17 protein-coding genes and 1 pseudogene are annotated in these 21,130 nt (G+C 67.6%); 4 read left to right on the top strand and 14 right to left on the bottom strand.

Going from position 1 to position 21,130, the window contains the following annotated elements; translation table 11 throughout:
- Positions 1–16: 16 nt before the first annotated feature.
- From DPR14_RS11600 to DPR14_RS11585, 4 genes are all read right to left on the bottom strand, one after another.
- Positions 17–988 (bottom strand): ABC transporter permease, encoded by a 972-nt coding sequence (locus DPR14_RS11600; RefSeq protein ID WP_158045275.1) that lies wholly within the window; start codon positions 986–988, stop codon positions 17–19.
- Between the two features lie 48 nt (positions 989–1,036).
- Entirely contained in the window at positions 1,037–2,548 is a 1,512-nt protein-coding gene (locus DPR14_RS11595) for a sugar ABC transporter ATP-binding protein (protein WP_158045274.1), read from the bottom strand.
- Entirely contained in the window at positions 2,548–3,510 is a 963-nt protein-coding gene (locus DPR14_RS11590; RefSeq protein WP_158045273.1) for an ABC transporter substrate-binding protein, read from the bottom strand. Before DPR14_RS11590 ends, DPR14_RS11595 begins: the two co-directional genes overlap by 1 nt.
- Before the next feature lie 268 nt (positions 3,511–3,778).
- Positions 3,779–5,614 (bottom strand): ABC transporter ATP-binding protein, encoded by a 1,836-nt coding sequence (locus tag DPR14_RS11585; RefSeq protein WP_158045272.1) that lies wholly within the window; start codon positions 5,612–5,614, stop codon positions 3,779–3,781.
- A 69-nt stretch (positions 5,615–5,683) separates the two neighbouring features.
- On the opposite strand from DPR14_RS11585, the gene DPR14_RS11580 reads away from it, so the two are divergent.
- Together DPR14_RS11580 and DPR14_RS11575 are read left to right on the top strand one after the other, a co-directional pair.
- A complete protein-coding gene (locus DPR14_RS11580; protein ID WP_158045271.1) occupies positions 5,684–6,511 on the top strand; it encodes a flagellin in 828 nt (275 codons plus the stop codon).
- Between the two features lie 306 nt (positions 6,512–6,817).
- Positions 6,818–7,498, top strand: coding sequence for a terminase small subunit (locus tag DPR14_RS11575; protein ID WP_158045270.1), 681 nt, complete (start codon positions 6,818–6,820; stop codon positions 7,496–7,498).
- Here DPR14_RS11575 and DPR14_RS11570 read toward each other — a convergent pair.
- Positions 7,476–8,345, bottom strand: a complete 870-nt coding sequence (locus DPR14_RS11570; protein ID WP_158045269.1) for a pirin family protein — start codon at positions 8,343–8,345, stop codon at positions 7,476–7,478. The two genes, DPR14_RS11575 and DPR14_RS11570, sit on opposite strands and share 23 nt — an antisense overlap.
- 84 nt (positions 8,346–8,429) lie before the next feature.
- On the opposite strand from DPR14_RS11570, the gene DPR14_RS11565 reads away from it, so the two are divergent.
- The gene (locus tag DPR14_RS11565) at positions 8,430–8,939 is read left to right on the top strand and encodes a DUF488 domain-containing protein (RefSeq protein WP_158045268.1); all 510 of its coding nucleotides are present in this window, start codon (positions 8,430–8,432) and stop codon (positions 8,937–8,939) included.
- On the opposite strand, the gene DPR14_RS27385 is transcribed toward DPR14_RS11565, so the two are convergent.
- Entirely contained in the window at positions 8,890–9,090 is a 201-nt protein-coding gene (locus tag DPR14_RS27385) for a hypothetical protein (protein WP_192499421.1), read from the bottom strand. The genes DPR14_RS11565 and DPR14_RS27385 overlap by 50 nt on opposite strands.
- An 87-nt stretch (positions 9,091–9,177) precedes the next feature.
- On the opposite strand from DPR14_RS27385, the gene nagA reads away from it, so the two are divergent.
- Positions 9,178–10,356 carry an N-acetylglucosamine-6-phosphate deacetylase gene (gene nagA, locus DPR14_RS11555; RefSeq protein ID WP_158045267.1) on the top strand — a complete coding sequence of 393 codons (1,179 nt, stop codon included), beginning with the start codon at positions 9,178–9,180 and terminating at the stop codon, positions 10,354–10,356.
- A 36-nt stretch (positions 10,357–10,392) separates the two neighbouring features.
- On the opposite strand, the gene DPR14_RS11550 is transcribed toward nagA, so the two are convergent.
- From DPR14_RS11550 to DPR14_RS11525, 8 genes and pseudogenes are all read right to left on the bottom strand, one after another.
- On the bottom strand, positions 10,393–11,295 hold the full coding sequence (locus DPR14_RS11550; RefSeq protein ID WP_158045266.1) for a sugar phosphate isomerase/epimerase family protein: 903 nt from the start codon (positions 11,293–11,295) through the stop codon (positions 10,393–10,395).
- Positions 11,295–12,623, bottom strand: coding sequence for a DUF6005 family protein (locus tag DPR14_RS11545; RefSeq protein WP_158045265.1), 1,329 nt, complete (start codon positions 12,621–12,623; stop codon positions 11,295–11,297). The genes DPR14_RS11550 and DPR14_RS11545 overlap by 1 nt, the downstream gene beginning before the upstream one ends.
- Positions 12,620–13,873, bottom strand: coding sequence for an AMP-binding protein (locus tag DPR14_RS27380; protein ID WP_192499420.1), 1,254 nt, complete (start codon positions 13,871–13,873; stop codon positions 12,620–12,622). Before DPR14_RS27380 ends, DPR14_RS11545 begins: the two co-directional genes overlap by 4 nt.
- Before the next feature lie 18 nt (positions 13,874–13,891).
- Positions 13,892–14,287, bottom strand: a complete 396-nt coding sequence (locus DPR14_RS28705; protein ID WP_281352726.1) for an IucA/IucC family C-terminal-domain containing protein — start codon at positions 14,285–14,287, stop codon at positions 13,892–13,894.
- Positions 14,288–14,325: 38 nt separating this feature from the next.
- A pseudogene (locus DPR14_RS27375) lies at positions 14,326–15,396 on the bottom strand (IucA/IucC family protein); the annotation flags it as partial.
- A 196-nt stretch (positions 15,397–15,592) separates the two neighbouring features.
- Entirely contained in the window at positions 15,593–17,380 is a 1,788-nt protein-coding gene (locus DPR14_RS11535) for an IucA/IucC family protein (RefSeq protein WP_211103969.1), read from the bottom strand.
- A 54-nt stretch (positions 17,381–17,434) separates the two neighbouring features.
- Positions 17,435–19,687 (bottom strand): TonB-dependent receptor, encoded by a 2,253-nt coding sequence (locus DPR14_RS11530; protein ID WP_246149195.1) that lies wholly within the window; start codon positions 19,685–19,687, stop codon positions 17,435–17,437.
- Between the two features lie 189 nt (positions 19,688–19,876).
- The gene (locus DPR14_RS11525) at positions 19,877–20,881 is read right to left on the bottom strand and encodes a FecR family protein (protein WP_425501030.1); all 1,005 of its coding nucleotides are present in this window, start codon (positions 20,879–20,881) and stop codon (positions 19,877–19,879) included.
- Positions 20,882–21,130 lie beyond the last annotated feature (249 nt).

The following is a 21,130-nucleotide window of genomic DNA, read 5'->3' as shown; positions in this document are numbered from 1 at the left end:
CGCGCACCCTCCCCGCTCAGCGCTTCTTCCGCCGCCGCAGCTGGTCGAAGAAGACGATCGCGATGATCAGGAAGCCGGTGATGATCCGCTGCCAGAACGGGTTCACGTTCAACAGGTTGGCGCCGTTGTTGATGGTCGTCAGCAGCATCGAGCCGAGCAGCGGCCCGGTGATGCTGCCGACCGCGCCGAACAGGCTGGTCCCGCCGATCACCGACGACGCGATCGACTGAAGCTCCCAGCCCTCGCCGGTGGTCGCGACGCCGATCGCGATCCGGCTGGCGGTCAGCACCCCGGCCAGGCAGGCCAGCGTGGCGGACAGGATATAGGCAAGGTAGATCGTGCGGGCGATGTGGACGCCGCTCAGCCGGGCGGCTTCGGCATTGCTTCCGACCGCGTAGATGTAGCGGCCCCAGCGGCTGTGGTGCAGCAGGATGTAGCTGGGTATCGCGATCAGGATCACGACCCAGAACAGCGACGGGATGCCCAGCAGCTCCAGCCGGGAGAAGCCGGTGAACTCCGGCGGGAAGCCGCTGATCGTGGCGCCGTTGGTCATCAGCAGCCCGATGCCGCGGAACGCGGTCAAAGTCGCCAGCGTCATGATGAAAGGCGGCAGTCCCAGCTTCAGGATGCCGAAGGCGTGGAAGCTGCCGATCACCGGCCCCAGCAGAAGCGTCAGCGTGACCGCCAGCCAGATCGGCACCTCCGCCTTCAGCAGCAGCGCCACCACCGTGCTCGACAGCCCGACCACCGCGCCGACCGACAGGTCGATGCCGCCGGTGATGATCACGAAGGTCTGCCCGATCGCGATGATCGCCCACAGCGACGCCTGGCGCAGCAGGTTGACGATGTTGTTGGTGGTCATGAAACTGTCGGTCGTGACGCTCAGCGCCAGCCACATCAGCAGCAGCAGGCCCAGGAGCGTCAGGTTCAGCAGGAAGCCGAAGCGGATACCCCGCCGGGGCTTGGTCGCGAGTGCCATGTCAGCCATGGTTGTCAGCCATCGTGCGCGGTTCCCCCGATAGTTTCTTGTTCCGCCTCAGGTCCCGATGGCCTCGGCGAGGATGGATTCATGGTCGGTGCCGCGATGGCCGAAGCTGGCCGTCAGCCGCCCCTTGCGGAAGACGTGCAGGGTGTCGGCGAGGTCGTGGACCTCCGGCAGGTATGAGGAGATCAGGATGATCCCGGCGCCGTTCCTCAGCAGCGCCGCCATCAGCTTGTAGATCTCCGCCTTGGTGCCGACATCGACGCCCACGGTCGGCTCGTCGAAGATGAAGAGATCGGCGCCGTGGTTCAGCCACTTGCCGATCACGATCTTCTGCTGGTTGCCGCCCGACAGGGTCAGGGCGTCGACGCTCCTCGACGCGGCGACGATGCGCAGGTCCCTCATCTGCTTCTCCGCGCGGGTGCGTTCCTCGCCCGGCTGGATGAAGCCCGCGACGCTGATCTTGTGGAACACCGGCAGGTTCAGGTTGAAACCCACCGGCAGGTTCAGGCAAAGCCCCTGGTCGCGGCGGCTTTCCGGCAGCAGCACGATGCCGTTGCCGATCGCGTCCGCCTCCCGCCGGAAATCGACCGCCTTGCCGCGCAGCCGCACCTCTCCCGCCGTCTTGTGGGTCCGGCCGAACAGGCACCGCACGAACTCGCTCCGCCCCGCCCCGATCAGGCCGTACAGCCCGACGATCTCGCCGCGCCGGACCGTCAGCGAGACATTCTCGAAGCCGGGGCCGCTCAGGCCGTGCACCTCCAGCAGGGTCTCGCCCAGGGGGATCGCCTCCTTGTGGTGGACCTCGTCCAGCGGCCGGTTCACCATCTCCCGGATCAGGTCGCGTTCGTTGGTCTCGGCCACGACGTGCGTCCCGATCAGCTGCCCGTCGCGCAGCACCGAGACGCGGTCGGCGATCTGGAAGATCTCCTCCATGCGGTGGCTGATATAGATGATCGTGACGCCTTCGGCGTGCAGCCGGCGGATCAGCGCGAAGAGCTGGTCGGTCTCCGCCCGGGTCAGGTAGCCGGTCGGCTCGTCGAATACCAGGAAACGGGTGCCCCGGCTCGCCGCCCGCGCGGTCGCGACCAGCTGCTGCTGCCCGATGGTCAGGTCGCTCAGCATGGCGTCGGCCGGCAGGTGGAAGCCAAGCCCGTCCAGGATCTCCTGCGCGCGGCGGTTCATCTCCCGCTTGCGCAGCAGCCCGAACCGGGTGGTCTCGTCGCCCAGGAAGATGTTGGCCGCGACCGTCAGGTGCGGACACAGCACCACCTCCTGGTGGACCGCGTTGATGCCGAGCGCCAGCGCGTCCTGCGGGCCGGAGAACTCGACCTCCCTGCCCTGCCACAGGATGCTGCCGGAGGTCTTGGGATGGACCCCCGTCAGCAGCTTGATCAGCGTTGACTTCCCGGCCCCGTTCTCGCCGACGATCGCGTGGACCTCGCCGGGCCTGAAGCCGAGGCTGACGGCCTTCAGCGCATGGGTCCCGGCGAAGCGCTTGTCGAGCTTGCGGAGTTCGAGCGTGGCGACTTCGGGAGAGGCCCCGGCAGCCGGCGCTGCCGTCATCACTTGACCTTCGGGTTCAGCAGCTCCTGCGACCGGGCGTCGTCCATGTTGGCCTTGGTGATCACGTTGACGCCGGTGTCCACCTCGGCCGGCACCGCCTCGCCCTTGGAGGCGGCCAGGGCGGTCTTCACCCCGTCATAGCCCATGCGGTACGGGTCCTGAACCACCAGGGCGGCGATCACGCCCTCCTTCAGGAAGCTCACCAGCCGCTCATCGTTGTCGAAGCCGATCAGCTTGATCTTGTCGCCCAGGTTGTTCTCGGCGATGGCCTGGCCCGCGCCCTGCGCCATGATCAGGTTGCTGGCGAAGACGCCCCGCAGGTTCGGGTTCGCGGTGATCAGGTCGGTCATGATGTTGAGGCCGGTGGTCGGCTGCCCGTCGGCGACCCGGTCGGCGGTCAGCTTGAGCTTGGGATACTTGGCGGCCAGCTGTTCCTTGAAGCCCTTTGCCCGCTGGTCGAGCGAACCGACGCCCGGCAGCGACGTGATCAGCGCTACCTCGCCCTCGGCGGCGCCGTACTGCTCGGTGATCGCCGCCGCCAGCGCGTCCGCCGCGGCGCGCCCGCCCTGGACGTTGTCCGTCGTCAGGAAGGAGGTGAAGGCCTTGCTGTCGGCCGCGCTGTCGATGCCGATGATCTTGACCTGCTGCGCCGCCTCGGTGATCGCCGGACCCAGGGCCGCGAACTGGGTGGGGGAGATCACGATCGCCGCCGGATTGCTCGACACGGCGTTCTCCAGGATGCCGATCTGGCCGTTGATGTCGGCCTCGGACTGGGCGCCCAGTTCCTGGACGGTGACGCCAAGGTCCATGCCGGCCTGCCGGGCGCCGGCCAGCACGATCTGCCAGTAGAAGGACGTGGTGTCCTTGACGATGATCGGGATCGTCGGCTTCTGCGCCTGCGCCGGGCTCTGCGAAAAGGCGAGCGCCAGCGCCAGACCGGTGGCGGCCAGGAACTTCTTCATGTGCTTCCTCCCTGTGGATGCCGGCCCTTGTGGGCCTTGGGCTTGTTTCTACCGGTATGTACCGGCCGTAGGTCGGCCTCGGCCGAAGGCCGACGCCGAGATCAGGGCCGGAGCGTCGATGCATCGCGTCGGCGTTCGCCCTGACGGGCGAAGGCCGACCTACGGTACTCCACGCCGCCGGACCGACCGCCATCACGATGCGGACCGTTCTAATTTTGTTAGACAACCAATCAAACCACCGCTCCCGCGGGTCCGTCAAGACACCCCTTTACTCCGCCGGCAGCCCCAGGAAGCCGCCGGACTGGCGCTCCCACAGGCGGGCGTAGAGGCCGCCGCGCCGAACCAGTTCGCGGTGGCTGCCTTCCTCCACGATCCGCCCGCCGTCCATCACGACGAGCCGGTCCAGCGCCGCTATCGTGGACAGGCGGTGCGCGATGGCGATCACGGTCTTGCCCTCCATAAGGGTCTTGAGCTGGCCCTGGATGGCGGCTTCGACCTCCGAGTCCAGGGCGGAGGTCGCCTCGTCCAGTACCAGGATCGGCGCGTCCTTCAGGATCACCCGGGCGATGGCGATCCGCTGGCGCTGTCCGCCCGACAGCTTGACCCCGCGCTCGCCGACCAGCACATCGTAGCCGCCGCGCCCCCGGTGATCGCTCAACCCATCGATGAAGTGGTCGGCCTCGGCCAGCCGCGCCGCCCGCACCATGTCCTCCCGCGTGGCATCCGGCCGGCCGTAGCGGATGTTGTCGGCGATCGAACGGTGCAGAAGGCCCGTATCCTGGCTGACCACGCCGATATGCGCCCGCAGGCTGGCCTGGGTCACGGTCGAGATATCCGTTCCGTCGATCAGGATGCGGCCACCCTCCAGGTCGTAGAAACGCAGCAGCAGGTTCACCAAGGTGGATTTCCCGGCACCGGACCGCCCGACCAGCCCAACCTTCTCGCCCGGACGGATGTCGAGCGACAGGTTCTCGATCACGCCGCCTTCCTTGCCATAGTGGAAGCGCACGTCGTCGAACCGGATCGCCCCCTTTCCGACCACGAGTTCGGGCGCCTTCGGCCCGTCCGTCACCCCGTGGGGCTTGGAAATAGTCTCGATGCCGTTCTCGATCGTGCCGATGTTCTCGAACAGCGTCGTGACGGTGCGCAGGATCCAGCCCGACATCTGGGTCAGGCGGATGATCAGCCCGGTCGCCACCGCGATCGACCCGGCGGTGATCGACCCCGCCAGCCAGAGCTGGATCGCCAGCGCCGTCATGGCGAACAGCAGCAGGCTGTTCAGCACGGTCAGCGCGACGGTCATGTCGAAAATCGCGCGCATCACCTCGCGGTAGGCCGAGAGCTGGCGCACCAGCCCGCTCCGGACGAACTCGTCCTCCCGCTCGGCATGGGCGAACAGCTTGACCGACAGGATGTTGGTGTAGCTGTCCACCACCCGGCCGGACAGCGCCGAGGTCGCCTCCGACAGGGCTTCCGACTTTCGGCGGACCGGCGGCACCATGATCCAGACGACGGCGGAATAGCCGGCGATCCAGGCCAGCACGGGGATCAGCAGCCGCCAGTCCAGGGCGGCGAACAGGGCGATGGCGCCGACGAGGAACGTGACCAGGAACCAGACGCCGTCGATCACGTTGACCACGGCCTCGCGCAGCGCCGGCCCGGTCTGCATAACTTTCTGCGCGACCCGGCCGGCGAAGTCGTTCTGGAAGAAGGTCAGGCTCTGCCGCAGCACCCAGCGATAGTTCCGCCACCGGACCCGGCTGGTCAGCGCGGGGATCAGCGTCAGGTTGATCAACCCGCGCGAGGCGAGCACCAGAAGCGGGCGGATCACGATCGCGACCAGCGCCATGCCGGCCAGCGACCAGCCGTGGACCTGAAGGAACTCCTCCCGGGGAGTCGTCGCCATCCAGTCGACCAGCCAGCCCAGGAAGGCGTAGAGCGCCAGTTCGGAGAAGGACGCGAGCCCGGACACCACCAGGGTGACGGCCAGGAGGCCGCCGATCGGCTTCAGGAAGTAGCTGACGAACGCGCCGGGACGTTGCGGCGGCTGGACGACATCGGCCGGCGCCAAGGCGTCGAGCAGCTTTTCAAAGTATGCGTGCATGGGAGTCCAGATTGGAGGCCGGTTGACTTATCCACAATAACGAGGTAATTTCGAGGCCGAGGTGACGCCATGATCAGTTCACTCAACACCAACACCGGTTCGTATTCTTCGGTCCGCAGCTTCGGCGCGGCGGAGAATGCCGTGCAAGCGTCCCAGAAGCGGATCGCTTCCGGGCGCAAGGTGGCCGATGCCTACGACAACGGCGCCGCCTTCAGCGTCGCCGAGGGTTTGCGCGGCGATACGGCCGCCCTGGGTGCGGCGAACGAGCGTCTTGCCGTGGGCAAGGGCATGATCGACGTCGCGGTGAAGGCCGGACAGTTCATCTCCTCGTCCCTCCAGGATGCCAGGGCCACGCTTATCAAGCTGTCCGACCCTTCGCTCGGCGCGAATGACCGCGCGAACTATCAGGCCCAGTTCAAGAATCAGGTCGGCGACATCGGCGCCTTCGTCAAGGACGCCAAGTACAACGGCGTCAACCTGCTCGACCAAGGCGCCCAGAACCAGAACATCGTGTCGAACGGAAGCGGCGGGTCGGTTTCGGTCAGGGCGCAGGACCTTCAGACCTCCCTGGTGGATGTGTTGTCCAACGCCGACGTGTCCACCGCCGGCGCCGCGGCGTCCCTGCTCCAGCCCGGCGGTCAGTTCGCCCAGGCGGAGGACAACCTCGGCTCCGCCCTCAACACGCTATCGGCCGACGCCAAGAGCGTCGACAATTCCATCAAGTCCAACAACTCGATCATCGACGCCACCAACACCGGATTGGGCGAGATCGTGGACGCCGACCTGGCGAAGGAAGCGGCGGCGCTGTCGGCAGCACAGGCCAGGCAGCAGCTTTCCGGGCAGTCGCTGTCGATCGCCAACCAGGCCCCCCAGGCCCTGCTCGGCCTCTTCCAGTAGGTCTGGATCGGCCGAAGGTCACCCCCCCGACAAACCTCCCGCTTGCGGCGGCGTAAGCCGCAACGACTCCCCTATGCGGGGGTCAGGCCCATGCGTGAAGAAAAAAGGTGCCACGTAGGTCAGGTAGAGCGAAGCGGCACCCGACCTGCATTCTTTCCGTGATTGGAAAATCATTGTTATGCCCCCTTTGGGTAGAGCCCGCGCGTGACGAGAACAGACACGGTCGCCATCCGGGATGCCTTGCATCAAGCTCGAATACCGGATAATGTTCATGGATTGTTCCTATCCGGCCAAGGCGCTCCAGCCATGCTCGACCATCAGTCCCCGACACCGGCCCCAGCCTCTCCGCCCGTGATCGTCCTGCCTCCCCGCCAGGAAGCCTTCTGCCAAGCCATGGCCTGCGGCGTCGGCGGGGCCGAGGCGGCGCGCCGGGCGGGGTACTCGCCCAACGGGGCGAAGCAGCGCGGCGCCGTCCTGATGACCCAGCCGGAAATCCGCGTCCGCGTGGACCAGCTCCGCGCCGACCGGCGGGCCGGCCACCAAGCCGACCTGGACGAGGCGGCATCCCTCGTCAGGACCATCATCGACGAGGCGCTGGAGCGCAAGAGCCTCGGGCTGGCGTTGCGGGCCATCGAGCTTCGGCTGAGGCTGCGCGGCGTCGTGCAGGACAAGCGCATCCCGCATCACTATCTCGGCGACAAGCCGCACCCCGACGCCGACCTGGAGACCCTGGAGTGCGAACCGGAGGAGGAGGCCGGCCTTGCCCCTCCCGCGCAGCCGTCCGCTCCCGCGGGGGGCAAGACAGCCAAAGCGGCCGGGGCATCGAAACCGGCGGCCAAGCGGAACAGTGACCTTTCCGGCCTTCCGGTAGTGACCTCGCCCGCTTTCGCCAGCCTGTTCGGCTCCACGTCGCTGTCCGCCCCGGTGACGCCCATCCGAGTGCCGGCTGCGGCCAGCGCGCGGGTCACCGTTCCGGCAGGGGGATGAACTCCGAATCGTCCGGCACCGCGCCGAAGCGCCCCGCCTTCCAATCGGCCTTGGCCTGCTCGATGCGGTCCTTCGAGCTGGAGACGAAGTTCCACCAGATATGCCGCGGTCCGTCCATCGCCGCTCCGCCCAGAAGCATCAGGCGCGCCGGTTCCAGCGCGGTGATGGTGATCTGGTCGCCGGGGCGGAATACCAGGAGCTGCCCGGGCTCGAACCGGTCGCCGGCGATCTCGATGCGCCCCTGGACCACGTAGACGGCCCGTTCCTCCTGGTCGCCGGGAAGCGGGATGCCGGCCCCGGCATCCAGCGCCGCATCCGCGTAGAAGGTCTCGGTCAGGGTCGCGACCGGCGACGCCGCCCCGTACAGGGAGCCGGCGATCACCCGCACGCGCTTGCCCTCGCCCTCGATCACCGGCAGGTCGTCCGCCGGATGATGGGTGAAGGCGGGATCGGTTTCTTCCGCGAAAGCCGGAAGGGCGACCCAGGACTGGATGCCGAACAGGTTGAACCCTCGCGCCCGCAGTTCCGGCGCCGTGCGCTCGGAATGGGAAATGCCCCTGCCCGCCGTCATCCAGTTCACCGCGCCGGGCTGGATCGGCTGGATCGTGCCCAGGCTGTCGCGGTGAAGGATCTCGCCTTCGAACAGATAGGTGACGGTCGCCAAACCGATATGCGGGTGCGGCCTGACGTCGAGGCCGTGGCCGATGATGAACTCCGCCGGCCCCATCTGGTCGAGGAACACGAACGGGCCGACCATGCGCCGCTTGACCGACGGCAGGGCGCGTCGGACCGCGAACCCGCCGATGTCTCCGGTCCGCGCAACGACGAGCGTCTCCAGCAGATCCATCGTCAACCTCCTTGATGAGTTCTCCCGGACTGTACAGGATCGTCCGGGAAGGCATCACGGCAAAGTCGAGCAGGAGGAAGCCGCATGGCGTCATCGCCAACCATCTGGACCGTGGGCTACGAGCGGGCCTCGTCGGATGCCCTGCTGGCGGCCTTGAAGCAGGCCGGCGTCAAGGTGCTGATGGATGTCCGCGACCTGCCCCTGTCGCGGCGCGCCGGGTTCTCCAAGAGCACGCTGCGCGCCTCCCTCGAAGCGGCCGGGATCGAGTATCTCCACCTCAAGGGGCTGGGCACGCCGAAGGAAGGCCGCCTCGCCGCCCGGCGCGGGGACCATGAGCTGTTCTGGCGGATCGTGGACGAGCGCATGGCGACCCCGGAGGCCGAACTGGACCTGCTGCGCGCCGCCGATGTCGCCGGGACGCGCCCCAGCGCCCTGCTCTGCTTCGAGGCCGATCCGGCAGTCTGCCACCGCCAGCGGGTCGCCGACGCCCTGGCCGACCGCTTCGGTTTCCGGATCGAGCATATCCACCCGACCCATATCAAGCTTACCGGGGAGGCGCCAGCAGGCCCAGGGGACGCGGCGGCGGGGCGTTGAGGGGCTGCGCCCGCCAGGCCGGAGCGATGGTCCGCCCGGGCGGATCGGGGGCGAAGGGACGGTAGGCGATCAGGCCGCCGAGCGTGTCGTCCTCCCCAGCGGCGAGCGCCACCAGCACGGCGTCAGCCGCGTCCGGTCCGGGGAGCGCCACACCATGGGCATCATCTTCCCCGATGCCGCCCGAAGTGGCAGCTGCTATAGGATGTTCGCGGCGGGTTGAATGCAGGGGGCGTTTCCTTTGGGACAGTTTCTGGTCGGATCCCGGTTGTTCACCGGCGACCTCATCCTGGAAGGCCATGGCATCGCGCTGGACGGCGGACGGATCACCGGCGTGATGCCGGAGGCGGACGTGCCCGCGGAGGCCGATATCGTCCGGCTGCCGGCAGGAAGCCTGCTTGCCCCGGGCTTCATCGACGTGCAGGCCAACGGCGCCGGCGGCGTGCTGTTCAATGGCGATCCCAACGAGGATACCGTCCTCCGCATGGCCGCTTCCCTGCGCCGGTTCGGCTGCACCGGGCTGCTGCCCACGCTGATCACCGACGAGCGCTCCCGGATGCGGCCCGCCGCCGAGGCCGTGATCGCCGCGGCGGGTCGGCCGGAGAACGGCATCCTGGGCATCCATTTCGAAGGGCCGTTCATCAGCCCGGACAAGCCTGGCGTCCACGATCCCCGCCACATCCGTCAACCCGACGACGCCGACCTGGACTTCCTCTGCAGGTTGCCGGAGCGATTGCCCCACGGGCGGGTGCTGGTCACTCTGGCGCCGGAGCGGGTGGAGGACGAGGTCGTCGCCCGGCTGGCCGGCGCCGGCGTGGTGGTCTCGGCCGGGCACACGGTCGCGGGGTATGGCCGCACGCTCGACGCCGTCGCGCACGGCCTGACCGGCTTCACGCACCTGTTCAACGCCATGCCTCCCATCTCCGGCCGGGAGCCGGGCGTCGCCGTGGCGGCGCTGGAACGCAACGGCACCTGGTGCGGCATCATCGCGGACGGCATCCATGTCGATCCGGCGACCCTGCGGATGGCGCTGGCCGCCAAGGGACCGGCCGGGCTGTTCCTGGTGACCGACGCCATGCCGCCGGTCGGAACGGACGCGGCCGAGTTCGAGCTGTACGGCAGGCGCATCTTCAGGCGGGACGGCCGGCTGGTCACGGAAGGCGGCACCCTGGCCGGCGCCGACATCGACATGGCGTCGGCCGTGAGGAACTGCGTGGGGCTTCTCGGCCTCCCGCTGGAGGAGAGCCTGCGCATGGCGTCGCTCTACCCGGCGACGTTCCTGGGCATGCAGGACCGGTTCGGCCGGCTGGCGGCCGGACATCGGGCGGACCTGGTCATGCTCGATGCGGAACTGCGCGTTCTGGATACGTGGATCGACGGGGTCCGTTCACCGCTCGGACGCCCCTCCGCGGAAGGATAGCTGCCGGCCCGACATCGTGTTCGGGGAGATCGACCGCTAAGTTCGGCCCTCCCCGGCCGCTCCCCTGACGAAAGGATCCGCCGGGGCCGGGCGGCGCGCGACAGGCACCGCTTCGGGCCTCCGGCGCCGACCCCGTTCGCTCCCGATCTCCAGTCGGTCGCGGCGCAGGATCTCGTGACAGTCGTTGCCGAACCATTCGAGCGAGGCCTCGGCTCCGGGATCGTCGGAAAGCTCGGCCAGGAAGGCCCGGTAATCGACCATGCCGTCGAACAGCGGCACCATCCCGTCGCGCCGACCCGCCGCGGCATAGACGTTCGCGGGTTCGAACACCGTCAGGTCCGCCCGCGAGCGAATGTTCTTCAGGTGGTAGTGGCCGATATGGGGGAGCAGGTCGCGGCGCGCCCCGATCGGGTCGTCGCCGCCTTCCCAGACATGCAGCACGTCGAAATTGATCTTCAAGGCGGGATGATCGACCGCCCGGATCAGGGCGCGCGTCGCCGCCAGACTGTCCGCCAGCGTCCCGGGATGGGTCTCGACCAGGAGGGACAAGCCGTGGTCGGCGACATGCTCGCAGATCATGCGCAGCCGGTCGGCGATAAAGGCCTGCCGTGCGGCCGGCGTCTCCCGGCTTCCGGTGCCGCCGGCGAAAGTGCGGATCTTGCCTGCTCGCCAGCGCTGTGCCAGACGGCAGAGGTCGGTGGTCTTCCGCATCAGGTCGCCGGCGTCCCCGTCGAGCGGCAGGTAGTCGCTCAGCATCGGGACCGACAGGCCGAACCCGGCCAGCCAGGCAGCGTTGCGGCCGGGGTCGTGCGCCATGTTCCGGGCGTGGGCGCCCCAGAGTTCGATGCCCTGGAAGCCGTTGGCCACTGCCCAGACCGCGAGATCCTCCAACGACAGCAGGTGGTGGCGGAACGTGATGGTGCAGAGCGAGATCTTCATCAGGCCACCTCGGCATCACGCTGGCGACGATCGTCGGAAAGTCGGTTCACCGCGCACCAGGACCGGAAGACGGCGCCCAATTCCGCCTTGATGGCGAGTTCGATCCGGTCCAGCCGGTCCAGCCGGTCCAGCCGTTCGAAGATGTCGGCGGCAAGGCCGGTGTCACCGGTCTCGGCGAGCCGCAGGATCGCGTAATGCAGCGCCTTGAAGCCCTGGATCAGCTCCTCGATCCCGTCGCAATGGACGAGGAACGTATCGTCGGGAAGGCCTAGGGCGCGCCAGAAGAACGCGAACCCGTGCTCGTAGGCGTATTTGCGGATCGAGATGACCGGCAATTCCCGCAGCGCCGTCCCAAGGCCCGCCGGGCTCCGGCCGTCCATTCCTTCGAGATGGGTTGCTACGATCCGGCGAACGGCGGTAGTCAGCGGGTTGGCGTCGGGGTGGAAGCAGGCTTCGAAATAGGCCTTCAGGTCCTCGGCCGCCGGCGGATGGATGTCCCGCCGGTCGAACGCGAACCCTCCGCCCACCGTCGGCTGGCAGAAGGCGTGGACGATCTTCTCCCTGGCGATCTCACCTTCCCAGCGGAAATCCGGATCCGAGACGAAGAAGAGCTCCGGGTCGGCCGACCTCTCCAGCATCAGGTAATGGGGAAAGGGGTTCTGGTTGAACTTGTTCTCCCGCTCGGGCAGGTGATGGAGATCCACCATCGCCATGACGCTCAGCGTGTCGGACCTGGTCTCGACAAGATCCAGCAGGGTCGCCAGGTTTTCGGCCTTGCTCCTTGTCCTGTCATACCATTCCCGAACCTCGGGGCCGTAGAGGCGCCGGTACCAGGTGCGGAAGAAATCGTGGCTGATGGACGGGGCGTGGTAGAGCAGCGTCCAGTCCCTGCCCGGCGTTCCGTCGCCGATCGCGAAGTCGGCGTCCCAGACACCGAAGTAGAAAGGCCGGTGGTCGATGCCCGGCGCGCGCTTCAGGGCGTCGCATACGGAGCTGACGAAGCAATGCACCTTGATGTCGACATAGTCCTCGCCATGGACGCTTCCCGGCGGAGGGGCCGGCGGAGCGGCCGGCGGAGCGGCGTCCGCCCCGACGAACAGGCTCGCGAGATCGGCCACGGTCGCCAGTTCCCGCGAGGTCATGACATGGTCCGGCACGGAGAGGTCGAAGGACAGTTCCAGCTGGAGGAAGATCTCCATCATGAGGATGGAATCGATGTAAAGATCCTCGTTCAGCCGGGCCGAAGGGCTGAACAGGTGCAGATGCTGGTTCCGCAGGTGATCCCGCAGGACGGTACGGATGGCCTCTACGACCTCTTCCTGTCTCATCGGCCGATTCCCGCGGCGTAGGACTCCGCCACCTGGCGCCGGCTGATCTTGCCGTTCGCCATGCGCGGCAGGGAATCCGCCTGGAAGATCTCGGTCGGCTGCTGGTGGGCGGCCAGATGCTCCCGGCACCAGGCGCGGATGGAGTGGTGGGGCACCGGCTCGCTGGCGCTGAAGACCAAGCCGACCCGTTCGCCGGCGAACGGATCGGGCTTGCGGAAGGCCACCGCGTCCGTGACGCCGGGCAGCGCCATCACCACGTCCTCGACATCTTTGGGATAGACGTTAAGGCCCGAGACGTTGATCGTGTCGTCCAGCCGCGAGACGAACACCAGCATGCCGTCCGGCCTCCGATAGCCCAGGTCGCGGGTGTGGATCGCCCCTTCCCGGCCCTCGACCACGATCTCCTCCGGCGCGTCCGGACCCGCGCCGGCCCGCAGGCGGTGATGCGGGAGCGGCAGCCCCATGTCGCTGGAGGACGTCATGTCGGGATTGACGGCGATGCAGCCGGCCTCGGAGCAGCCGTACTGCTGGTACATGTGCCGAGTCTTGAGGCGGATCCGCTCGAACCAGGGGTCGGGCAGCAGGGTGCCCGAGGTCATGGCGGCGTGGATCTTCTCTCCGTCCGGCAACAGCTTCGCCAGCGCCTGGAGGATGACCGGGGACGAATAGAGCAGAGGCCGCTCCACCTCCGCCAGTTTCTTCAGGATGTATTTCGGGTTCCCGGTATTCAGGATCATCGGCTCCGCTCCCCGCCGAAGCCCGACCAGAAGCCCGCAGATCAACCCATAGGAATGGGTCGTCGGGCACGCGATCACCGGGGTCATTCCCTCCGGCTCCCGGAAATGGCCGACATAGCTCTCGATCTCCCGGTCGATGTCTGCCCAGCTCCGGGCGATGTACTTCGGAGCGCCCGTGGTCCCCGAGCTCATCTGCACGAGCTGGCCGGTGTTCCCGGAAGCCGTCTCTGGCGCGATCACTTCGGGCGTCATGCCGTCGAGGAAGAGGAAACGACAGCCGCCTTCGAGGGCCATGCGCCGCGCCGCGGCGGGCGGCGTGCTGGGGTGGATCGGCAGCAGGCTTCCGCCAGCGGCCCGGACGGCGAAGAATAGGCCCAGCCACTCGATCGTCCTGCTGAAGCACGCCGCGAACCGGACGCCGAGATGACCGGAGAGGCCGGCCCGCTCCGTGTACCGCGCCGTGAGATCCTCGATCTCCGTGCGGCTGTAATGTCTGTCGTCGATTCGGATCATTGAACGCTCCCCGCCCCTTCAGGCCCGGAAATCGGCGAAGACGTTCCGAACCGGGTGGTGAAGCTCTTCTCTTGCATCGAGCAGTTTTCCTCTCATCAGGGACTCGGTCAGTATTTCCCGCGCCGCGTGCCCGATTTGCCGATGGCGCTCCTCCAGGCCCTGCCGCCGGGCGTAGCGCCCGAGGCAGTCATGGATCTTCCGCCAGAACACCGGTTCGGGCAGGCCGTAATGAAGGTTCAGGAGATGGGACACCTCCGTCAGGTTGTAGATGAACAAGGTGTCCATCACCAGTTCCCGCAGGGCGTCCACGCGATCCGACCAGTAATACCGATCGGGGGAGCGTCGCGGTAGACCGGATTCAGATTGGGGAAGTCCGGCACGCCTTCCCTGTCTTTCAGGAACTCGGGCACATATTCCACGCTCTCGTGGAAATCGCGCAGGATCAGCCGCTCCGGCCAGCCGTTCCGGTGGATCAGGACCATGTTCTGGCCGTGCGCCTCGACCGCGATGCCGTGGCAGACCAGGAGATGCCAGACCGGCAGGATGGCGACCTCGAAGAGCCGTTCGAGCCAGGGAAGAAGGCCGAAGCTTCCGACCCATTCCGAGACGAATGGCTCTCCGTCGGTTTCCACGACCATCAGCATGTTGAAGGGCACCGCCGCCTCGCCCTCGCGCAGGGTCTCGGTGACGCTGCGGCGCCAGAGCACGGCCAGTTGCCCGGCAAGCGGCCCGTCCCGGTCGGCGATGATGCCGGCATATTCCGTCCGCAGGGTGAGAGGGCAGACCTGATCGAAGAAAAGGTCGGACTCCACCACGGCCGTCAGCCAGCGGGAAATCGCCGGTCCGGTGCAGACCGAATGGGGCGTGATGATCCGGCGCGAGGCCGTGTTGACGATGTTCATCGCCAGCTTCACGTCCGCCTTGCGGGGATCGTCGACGTTCATCACCGTCCGGACGGACTGGCTGGCGCGGTACCGGTCGCCCAGCGGCCCCAGGGCGTGCGCGCGTCCGACGGCCAGCCAGGGTGCCAACTCGCGGTCCCGGAGAGCGCGCCATTGCCAGGGATGGACGGGCAGCAAGCCGTAGTCGGCGGCGCTCCTGCCGGCGGCGGTACGGCGCGCATCGAGCGCTTCCCAAGTCGCTTGACCCAGCTCCGCGCGCCAGAACGCTTCCTCGTCGTCTCCCAGGTCCTGGTCGAGCTGCGATCGCTCGATCAGCAGCCAGACCAGCTGGAAGCTCTGCCCCGCCTCCGGTCCGAAGGCGGCGTGGTCCTCCTCGTCGAAGCCGAGGCGGGCCTTGAAGCAGGGATGGTAGGGATGGCCCTCCTCCAGCGCTCCTTCCAGGTCGACATAGGACAGGCTCCGACGCGCCGTGCGAGGCAGGTTGGCGTCGTTCCACCGGCACAGCGCCACGGTGCGGTCCAGTTCGGCCAGCAGGGAGACCTTGTGCGCGGCGGGAGTTGCCAGGCCTTCGACCAGCGGGCGAGGGTCGGCCGGTTCCCACTGCCCGCCCTGCTGCCGCATCCGCACCGATCCCGGGACGATCCGCAACCGCCCGAACGGCCCGGCGGAGCCGCTGCACCGGAACTGCGCACCGCCGGAATCCCATTCGAAACCCGGCGCGCCATCCACCTCGGTGGCCCGGGTGTCCAGCACCCGTTCGAACAGCAGGGCGCCGACGAGCTGTCTCAGGACCCGTTCGTCAGCCCGGCCGGGCAAGTCATGAGGTAAGGGCATGGCATTCCCTTCCGGAACCCTCGACCGCCATCCGGCACAGGGGATTGGGCAGATACGCGTAGAGCGCCGCCTCGTTCGCCGTCTGCAGTTCATCGATGTCGAACAGCCGGGCCGTGAGGTTGAACTTCGCCCCGATCGTCGGGCTGTCGAGCAGGCCGCCGATGAAAGACCGGCCGGCCCGCATCATCTGCGGTGCCAGGTGTTCGAGGCGTCCGCGCAGGATGCGCAACAGGACCTCCTCGCCGATCAGGCCGTCCTTGCCCATGCGGGCGATGACCGAGAAGACCTGGTTGACGATGGCGTAGTAGGAGAAGCGCCGGTTGATCTCATCCTCGTCGTAATAGAGCGCCGGCAAGTTGTCGGCCTCCGGGGCCTGCCGCCTCAGCGACTCGCGGTACGAATTGCACAGGTAGAATCCCTGGTTGTCGCGATAGTGGAAGCGGGTCGGCATCCCCTCCCCGATATCCAGCAATCCGTTTTGCTGGTGGGCCTCCAGGGCGATCCCATGCTCGTCGTACAGCCGCACCAGGGGCTCCAGCGCGCAGGCGAGATACCGGTCGAACCAATGGCGGCACGCTTCCTCCGGCTGCCAGCCATGCGCCGCTGCGACGCGGCGGACCAGCCGTTCCAGCCGCGACACCTGCCCCGGCAGCGGGTCGGCGGTCAGCGCCGCGATCGCGACGACCCCCTGCTGCCGACCGCCTGAGAAGGGGTTTTCCCGGATGATCACCTCGAACCCGCTTTCGTCCCCGCCCAGCGCCTCCAGCGTGATGTAGGCGGGATCCAGCACGAAGCGGAGACGCTGCCCGAGCGTGGGGCCGATGGCGCCGATCAGCTTCGCCATGATGACGCCGGCTTCCAGCTCGTGCCGCCGGTTGACCCGCACGGAGTTGGTGATCCGGACCGGCAGCGAGAACTTGAACATCCAGGGACTGTCGGCGCTGTAGACCGTGCGCACGGAGGAGGTGGCCGTGAAGCACGGGCCGCCCTGCCCCAGCACCCGCAGCACGCCTCGGGCCTGGAGAGCCTGGACGCGCGGATCGAGCAGCAGCGCTTCCGCCTGGAGCGGATGCATGGGAATGATCTGCTCGCGGCCGGCGAGATCGAAGCGTCCGGCGTCAGCCCCGAGGGCGTCGGCGATCATTTCCGGGGCGGATTGCCGGAAGGCGGACCGATGGCTCACATGGTCCGCCGCCACGGCGAAAAGCTGAAGGCGGAACCGCCCGTGAAGTTCGGGGGCGTAGCACGGCTGCTGCCAGTGGGTCATGCCCTGGACGCTCTTGGGCGTCGGGTGAAGCCAATGACCGAAGACGAGCGACTGTTCCGCGGCGATGAAATCGTCGGCCGCCGCCGCGGGACGATCCCTGTGGGCGTCCAGATAGCAGCGCACCGATTGGTAACTCTGGAGAACGCGGAGCAGGAGTTCAAGCTCGTTGCCCCGGAGGTCCGGCGCTCCGCCGCGCCGGACCTGCCCATAGCTTTCGCGCGCCAGCGAGCACAGGGCGGAGAACGGCTCGACCTGCTGCCAGACGCTGTCCGCCAGCGGCCGTGTCCAGAGCCGGCCGAAGCAACTCGGCCCGCAAAGCGACCGGGCAACGATCTCGCTGCGCAGGACGGCCCTCTGGGACGTCAGGGTCCATTCGACGCACTCGACCGCCGGACCGTCCGGCACGGTATGCCGGGCCGGACTTCCGGCATCGATCTCCCGCCAGTAGCAGTTGGCGAAACTCTGGAAGGTGACTTGTTCGGCGATCTGCTGAGTTGAAGGCATGATTTGCCAATCCTGGCGGTGGCATTCAAGAGGGCCGTACTGGCGTCCGCGGGGTCAGAACTTGGCCGAAGCGCTGATCAGGAAAGACCGGCCCGGCTGGTAGAGCGGCGTGACCGTCCCGAATTCCTGGCCATAGGTGGCCCGGTCCGCGTAGGTGGCGTCGAACAGGTTGCGGACGTCGAGCCGGAAGGTCAGGTTCGAGTACCGGGCCGGCCGGTATTCCGCGAAGATGTTGAATACTTCGTAGCCGTCCAGCGGCCGTTGCCCCTCCTGGACGTCGTCGTAGTCCAGCACGATCTCCATATCGGCCCCGACCGTCATGTCCCAGTTCGCGATCAACTGGGCGCCGCCCAGCGTGATGATCCGCCCCATCGGCGTGGCGAGATAGGTTCCGGTGTCCGAATCCGCGGGCTGACCGTCGATCGTGACGTCGATGTCAGCGAACTTGGCGCGGACATACCCTTCGTTCCAAGAATAGCCGCCCCCGAGTTCATAACCCTTCGACTTCACGTCGCGGCTGAGCGTGGCGCTGGCGACGGCGAACCGCGCGGCCCGCGCATCTTCGATATCGGTCCGGAAGACGCGGCCCTCGGCGGTGAAGCCCTGGTAACGCGCCTCCAGGCCGGCGGTCACGTTGTCCGACGTGACGGGTTCCGGCCCGGTGCCGTAACGCCACGCGCTGTTCATGATGAAGTTCTCGGCCAGCGGGATGCCCGCCCAGGAATGGGAGTATCCGGCCTTTGCCGTCAGGAACCGGGGGATGAGATCGAATTCGCCGGAGGCGTTGTGGCTGACGCCGGAGTTGGTCCATTCCTCCCCGGTGGTTCCCTCGAACTTCTGCCGGTCGCCGCGCAGGCCGAAGGACAGGCGCAGGCGCTCCCACGGCTCGACCCGGGCTTGGGCATAAAGGCCGAAGTTGTTCGCCTTCTCGGTGGCGGAGAAAGTTTCGTCCCCGTAGGTGCCCTCGTCCCGGTAGAAATCGGTGCCGGCCGTGATCGAACCGAAGCCGAAGGAGAACCGGTTCTCGATCTTGCCGTTCAGCGAGTCCGTCGTTCCGGTGCCGGGGAAGCTGCCGGGGACCGTGCTGGGCGGCACCGGGCGGAGGAAGATCGGAGTTTCCACGTCGGTTCGGCCATAGGCCAGGACCACCTTCGGGTCCCAAAGATCCGTCGGCTGGGTAGTGGTGTATGTGAAGACCGTATTCTGCCGGTCGAGGGTATAGTCGCGCACCTTCGGTTCCCAGGGCGGACGCCCCGCGATGCTGCCAATATTGGCCCGGAAAGGCCGCGCGGCATCGTCATAGACCCGCTCGTAGCTGATCTGGAACCGGTTGCCGCCATCGGTTTCGATGGCGGCCTTGCCGAGCCCGCTGACGATGTCGGTCCCGGTGCCGGCCACCTCGTCGCCGTTCCCCGCCTTGAACCTGCCGCCCTTGCCGTAGGTGATGAAGCCGAGGGCTTCCAGCCCCTGGTGCAGACCGTAGCCGGCCAGGTTGGTCGTCAGAACCGGTCCGTTGGTGTTGAGAGTGGACTTGCCGAAGGCTCCGACGCCGTCTCCCGACAGGAAGTCGCGCGCATCCTTGGTTTCGTAAGCGATGGACCCCGCCAGCGCTCCCGGCCCGGCATCGGCCGGCGCAACCCCGGCATCCACCCGCACGATCTTCAGGAAGCTGGGATCGATGAGGGTCGTGCCGTTGTGGTGGAAGACCTTGTTGTTCTGGCGGCTTCCGTCGATGCTGACGGCGAGGTTGGTCTCCTCGACACCGTTGACATAGACCTTCTGCGACATCGGCACGGAACTGCCGACCCGGATACCGGGTTCACCGGCGAAAACCTCCTGGATGCTCGTGGGGTTCTTCCGTTCCAGATCCTCCGGCGTGATGGTGGTCCGGCCGACGCCCCAACCGCCGGTGGAGCCGGAAACAGTGACGGGATCCAGCATCATGGCTCCCGCCGGAACGGCCGTTCCCTCCGCAACCGAAGCGGCCGGAGCCTGCGTCGCGACCAGGGAGGCGTTGGACGGGCCGGCCATGCGGAAGCCGACGCCAGTCCCGGCCAGCAGCGTTTCCAGGGCCTGGGCGGGCGCCATGGCGCCGGTGACCGCCCGGGAGGTGCGGCCGGCCGCCAAAGTGCTGGAATAGCCGATCTGCCAGCCGGTCTGGCGGATGAAGCTGTCCAGTGCCGCCTGCAGGGGCTGTGCCGGGATCGCGATATCCACCGGCCGGTCGGCGGCGCCGACCGGCGCCTGCTGCTGGGCCGAGGCTGCCGAGGGGATCGCCAGGGCGCAACCGAGGGCCGTCGATGCCATCAGTGCCAGGATCAAATGCCGGGCGGCCGTCTTCTGTACGCTCGTCGAAACTTCCGGTGTCACACCCGTCCGGCAATCCATTCCCTACAACTCCCGTCTCTTGCTGGCATCGGGGAGCGGCCGCACGTTGCTGTGCACCTCCCCATCCAGCCAGACGTTCGGAGCCGGCGGGTCTCACAAAAAATTCGATCAGGCCAGGATGACGATCCCTCCCGGCAGGACGGCCATGCTCGCCCCCGCGATCCCGGCGAGGGACCGGAGCACACCGACGGGATCGTCCAGCCGGTAGTTCCCGCTCACCAGCTCGTCACCGATCCGGTGGTCGAGCACGAGGATCGTTCCCGCATAGTAGCGGCGCAGATTGTCGATCACCCTCCCGAGCGGCTGCTCGTGGAAGACGTAGCGTCCTTCGCGCCAGGCGAGCGCGACGCCGGGTTCCGTCCGTACGGCGGCGGACAGGCCGAGCGCGGAGGCCGTCACCCGGTCGCCGGGTTCGAGCGTCACGGGCAGCCCGGCGCCGTTCGTCCCGCCGACGGCGATCCGGCCCTTTTCCAGGAAGATCGCATCCTCCTCGCCGTCGGAATGCACGGCGAAGGCGGTTCCGGTGACCTCGACGGTGCTGAAGCCGCCAGTGACCCGGAACGGCCTCGCCCGGTCGGGGACCACATCGAAAAACGCGTCTCCCCGCAGCAGGCGGACGTCCCGCCGGCCGCCGTCGAAATCCAGCGCCACGGCGGAGGCGGCATCAAGCAGCAACCGTGAGCCGTCGGGCAGCGAAACCTCGCGCCGATCCCCCGCCTCGGTCAGGTAATCGGCGTTCCACCGCAGCATCGCGGCCGGCAGAAGGTGGAAACCGGCCGCCAGGACCACCGATGCCGCCACCAGCGAGACCCACCACAGGGCGCGCGGCGCCTTCCGGGCCGGACGGGTCCGGAGCGCGCGGGCTTCGGGGCTGGCGAGGGTCGCGGCGCGCAGTTCCGGCATTCCGGCGACGCCGGCGACGAGGTCGAAGGCGGGACCATGACGCGGGTCGCCGCGGCGCCATTCCTGGTAGGCCGCCAGGGTTTCGGGATCGGCGGTTCCGTCCTGAAGCGCCACGAACCAGGAAAGTGCCGCGTCGGTGATCGAATCGGGGTGCCGGTAGTTCCCGGCACTTCCCGGACGGTCCGCTTCTCTCTGCTCCACTCGGGTCATCCACCGTTCCATTTCCGGGTATGTATATAGCTTAGACGTCCCTGGGGATGCACAACACATTATGCGGAGCAGATTTCTGCACGGAACCGCAGACCTAGCTTGCTTCGGTAATGCGAATAATTATCAGTTGCAGCAGGCCGGCAATTCTGGCAAGGGTTCGTGGCAACGATCCCACAGAACCCCGGGAACGAACAGTCCCGGGAGAGGCAGGCGAACCTCCCGCCCTGACGCGAAAGGTGCGCCTGCACC

Origin of the sequence: Skermanella pratensis (assembly GCF_008843145.1) — a bacterium.
GTDB classification, from domain to species: Bacteria; Pseudomonadota; Alphaproteobacteria; order Azospirillales; family Azospirillaceae; genus Skermanella; species Skermanella pratensis.
The sequence above is the reverse complement of the archived record's forward strand: the minus strand, read 5'-3'. Positions and strand labels throughout refer to the sequence as shown.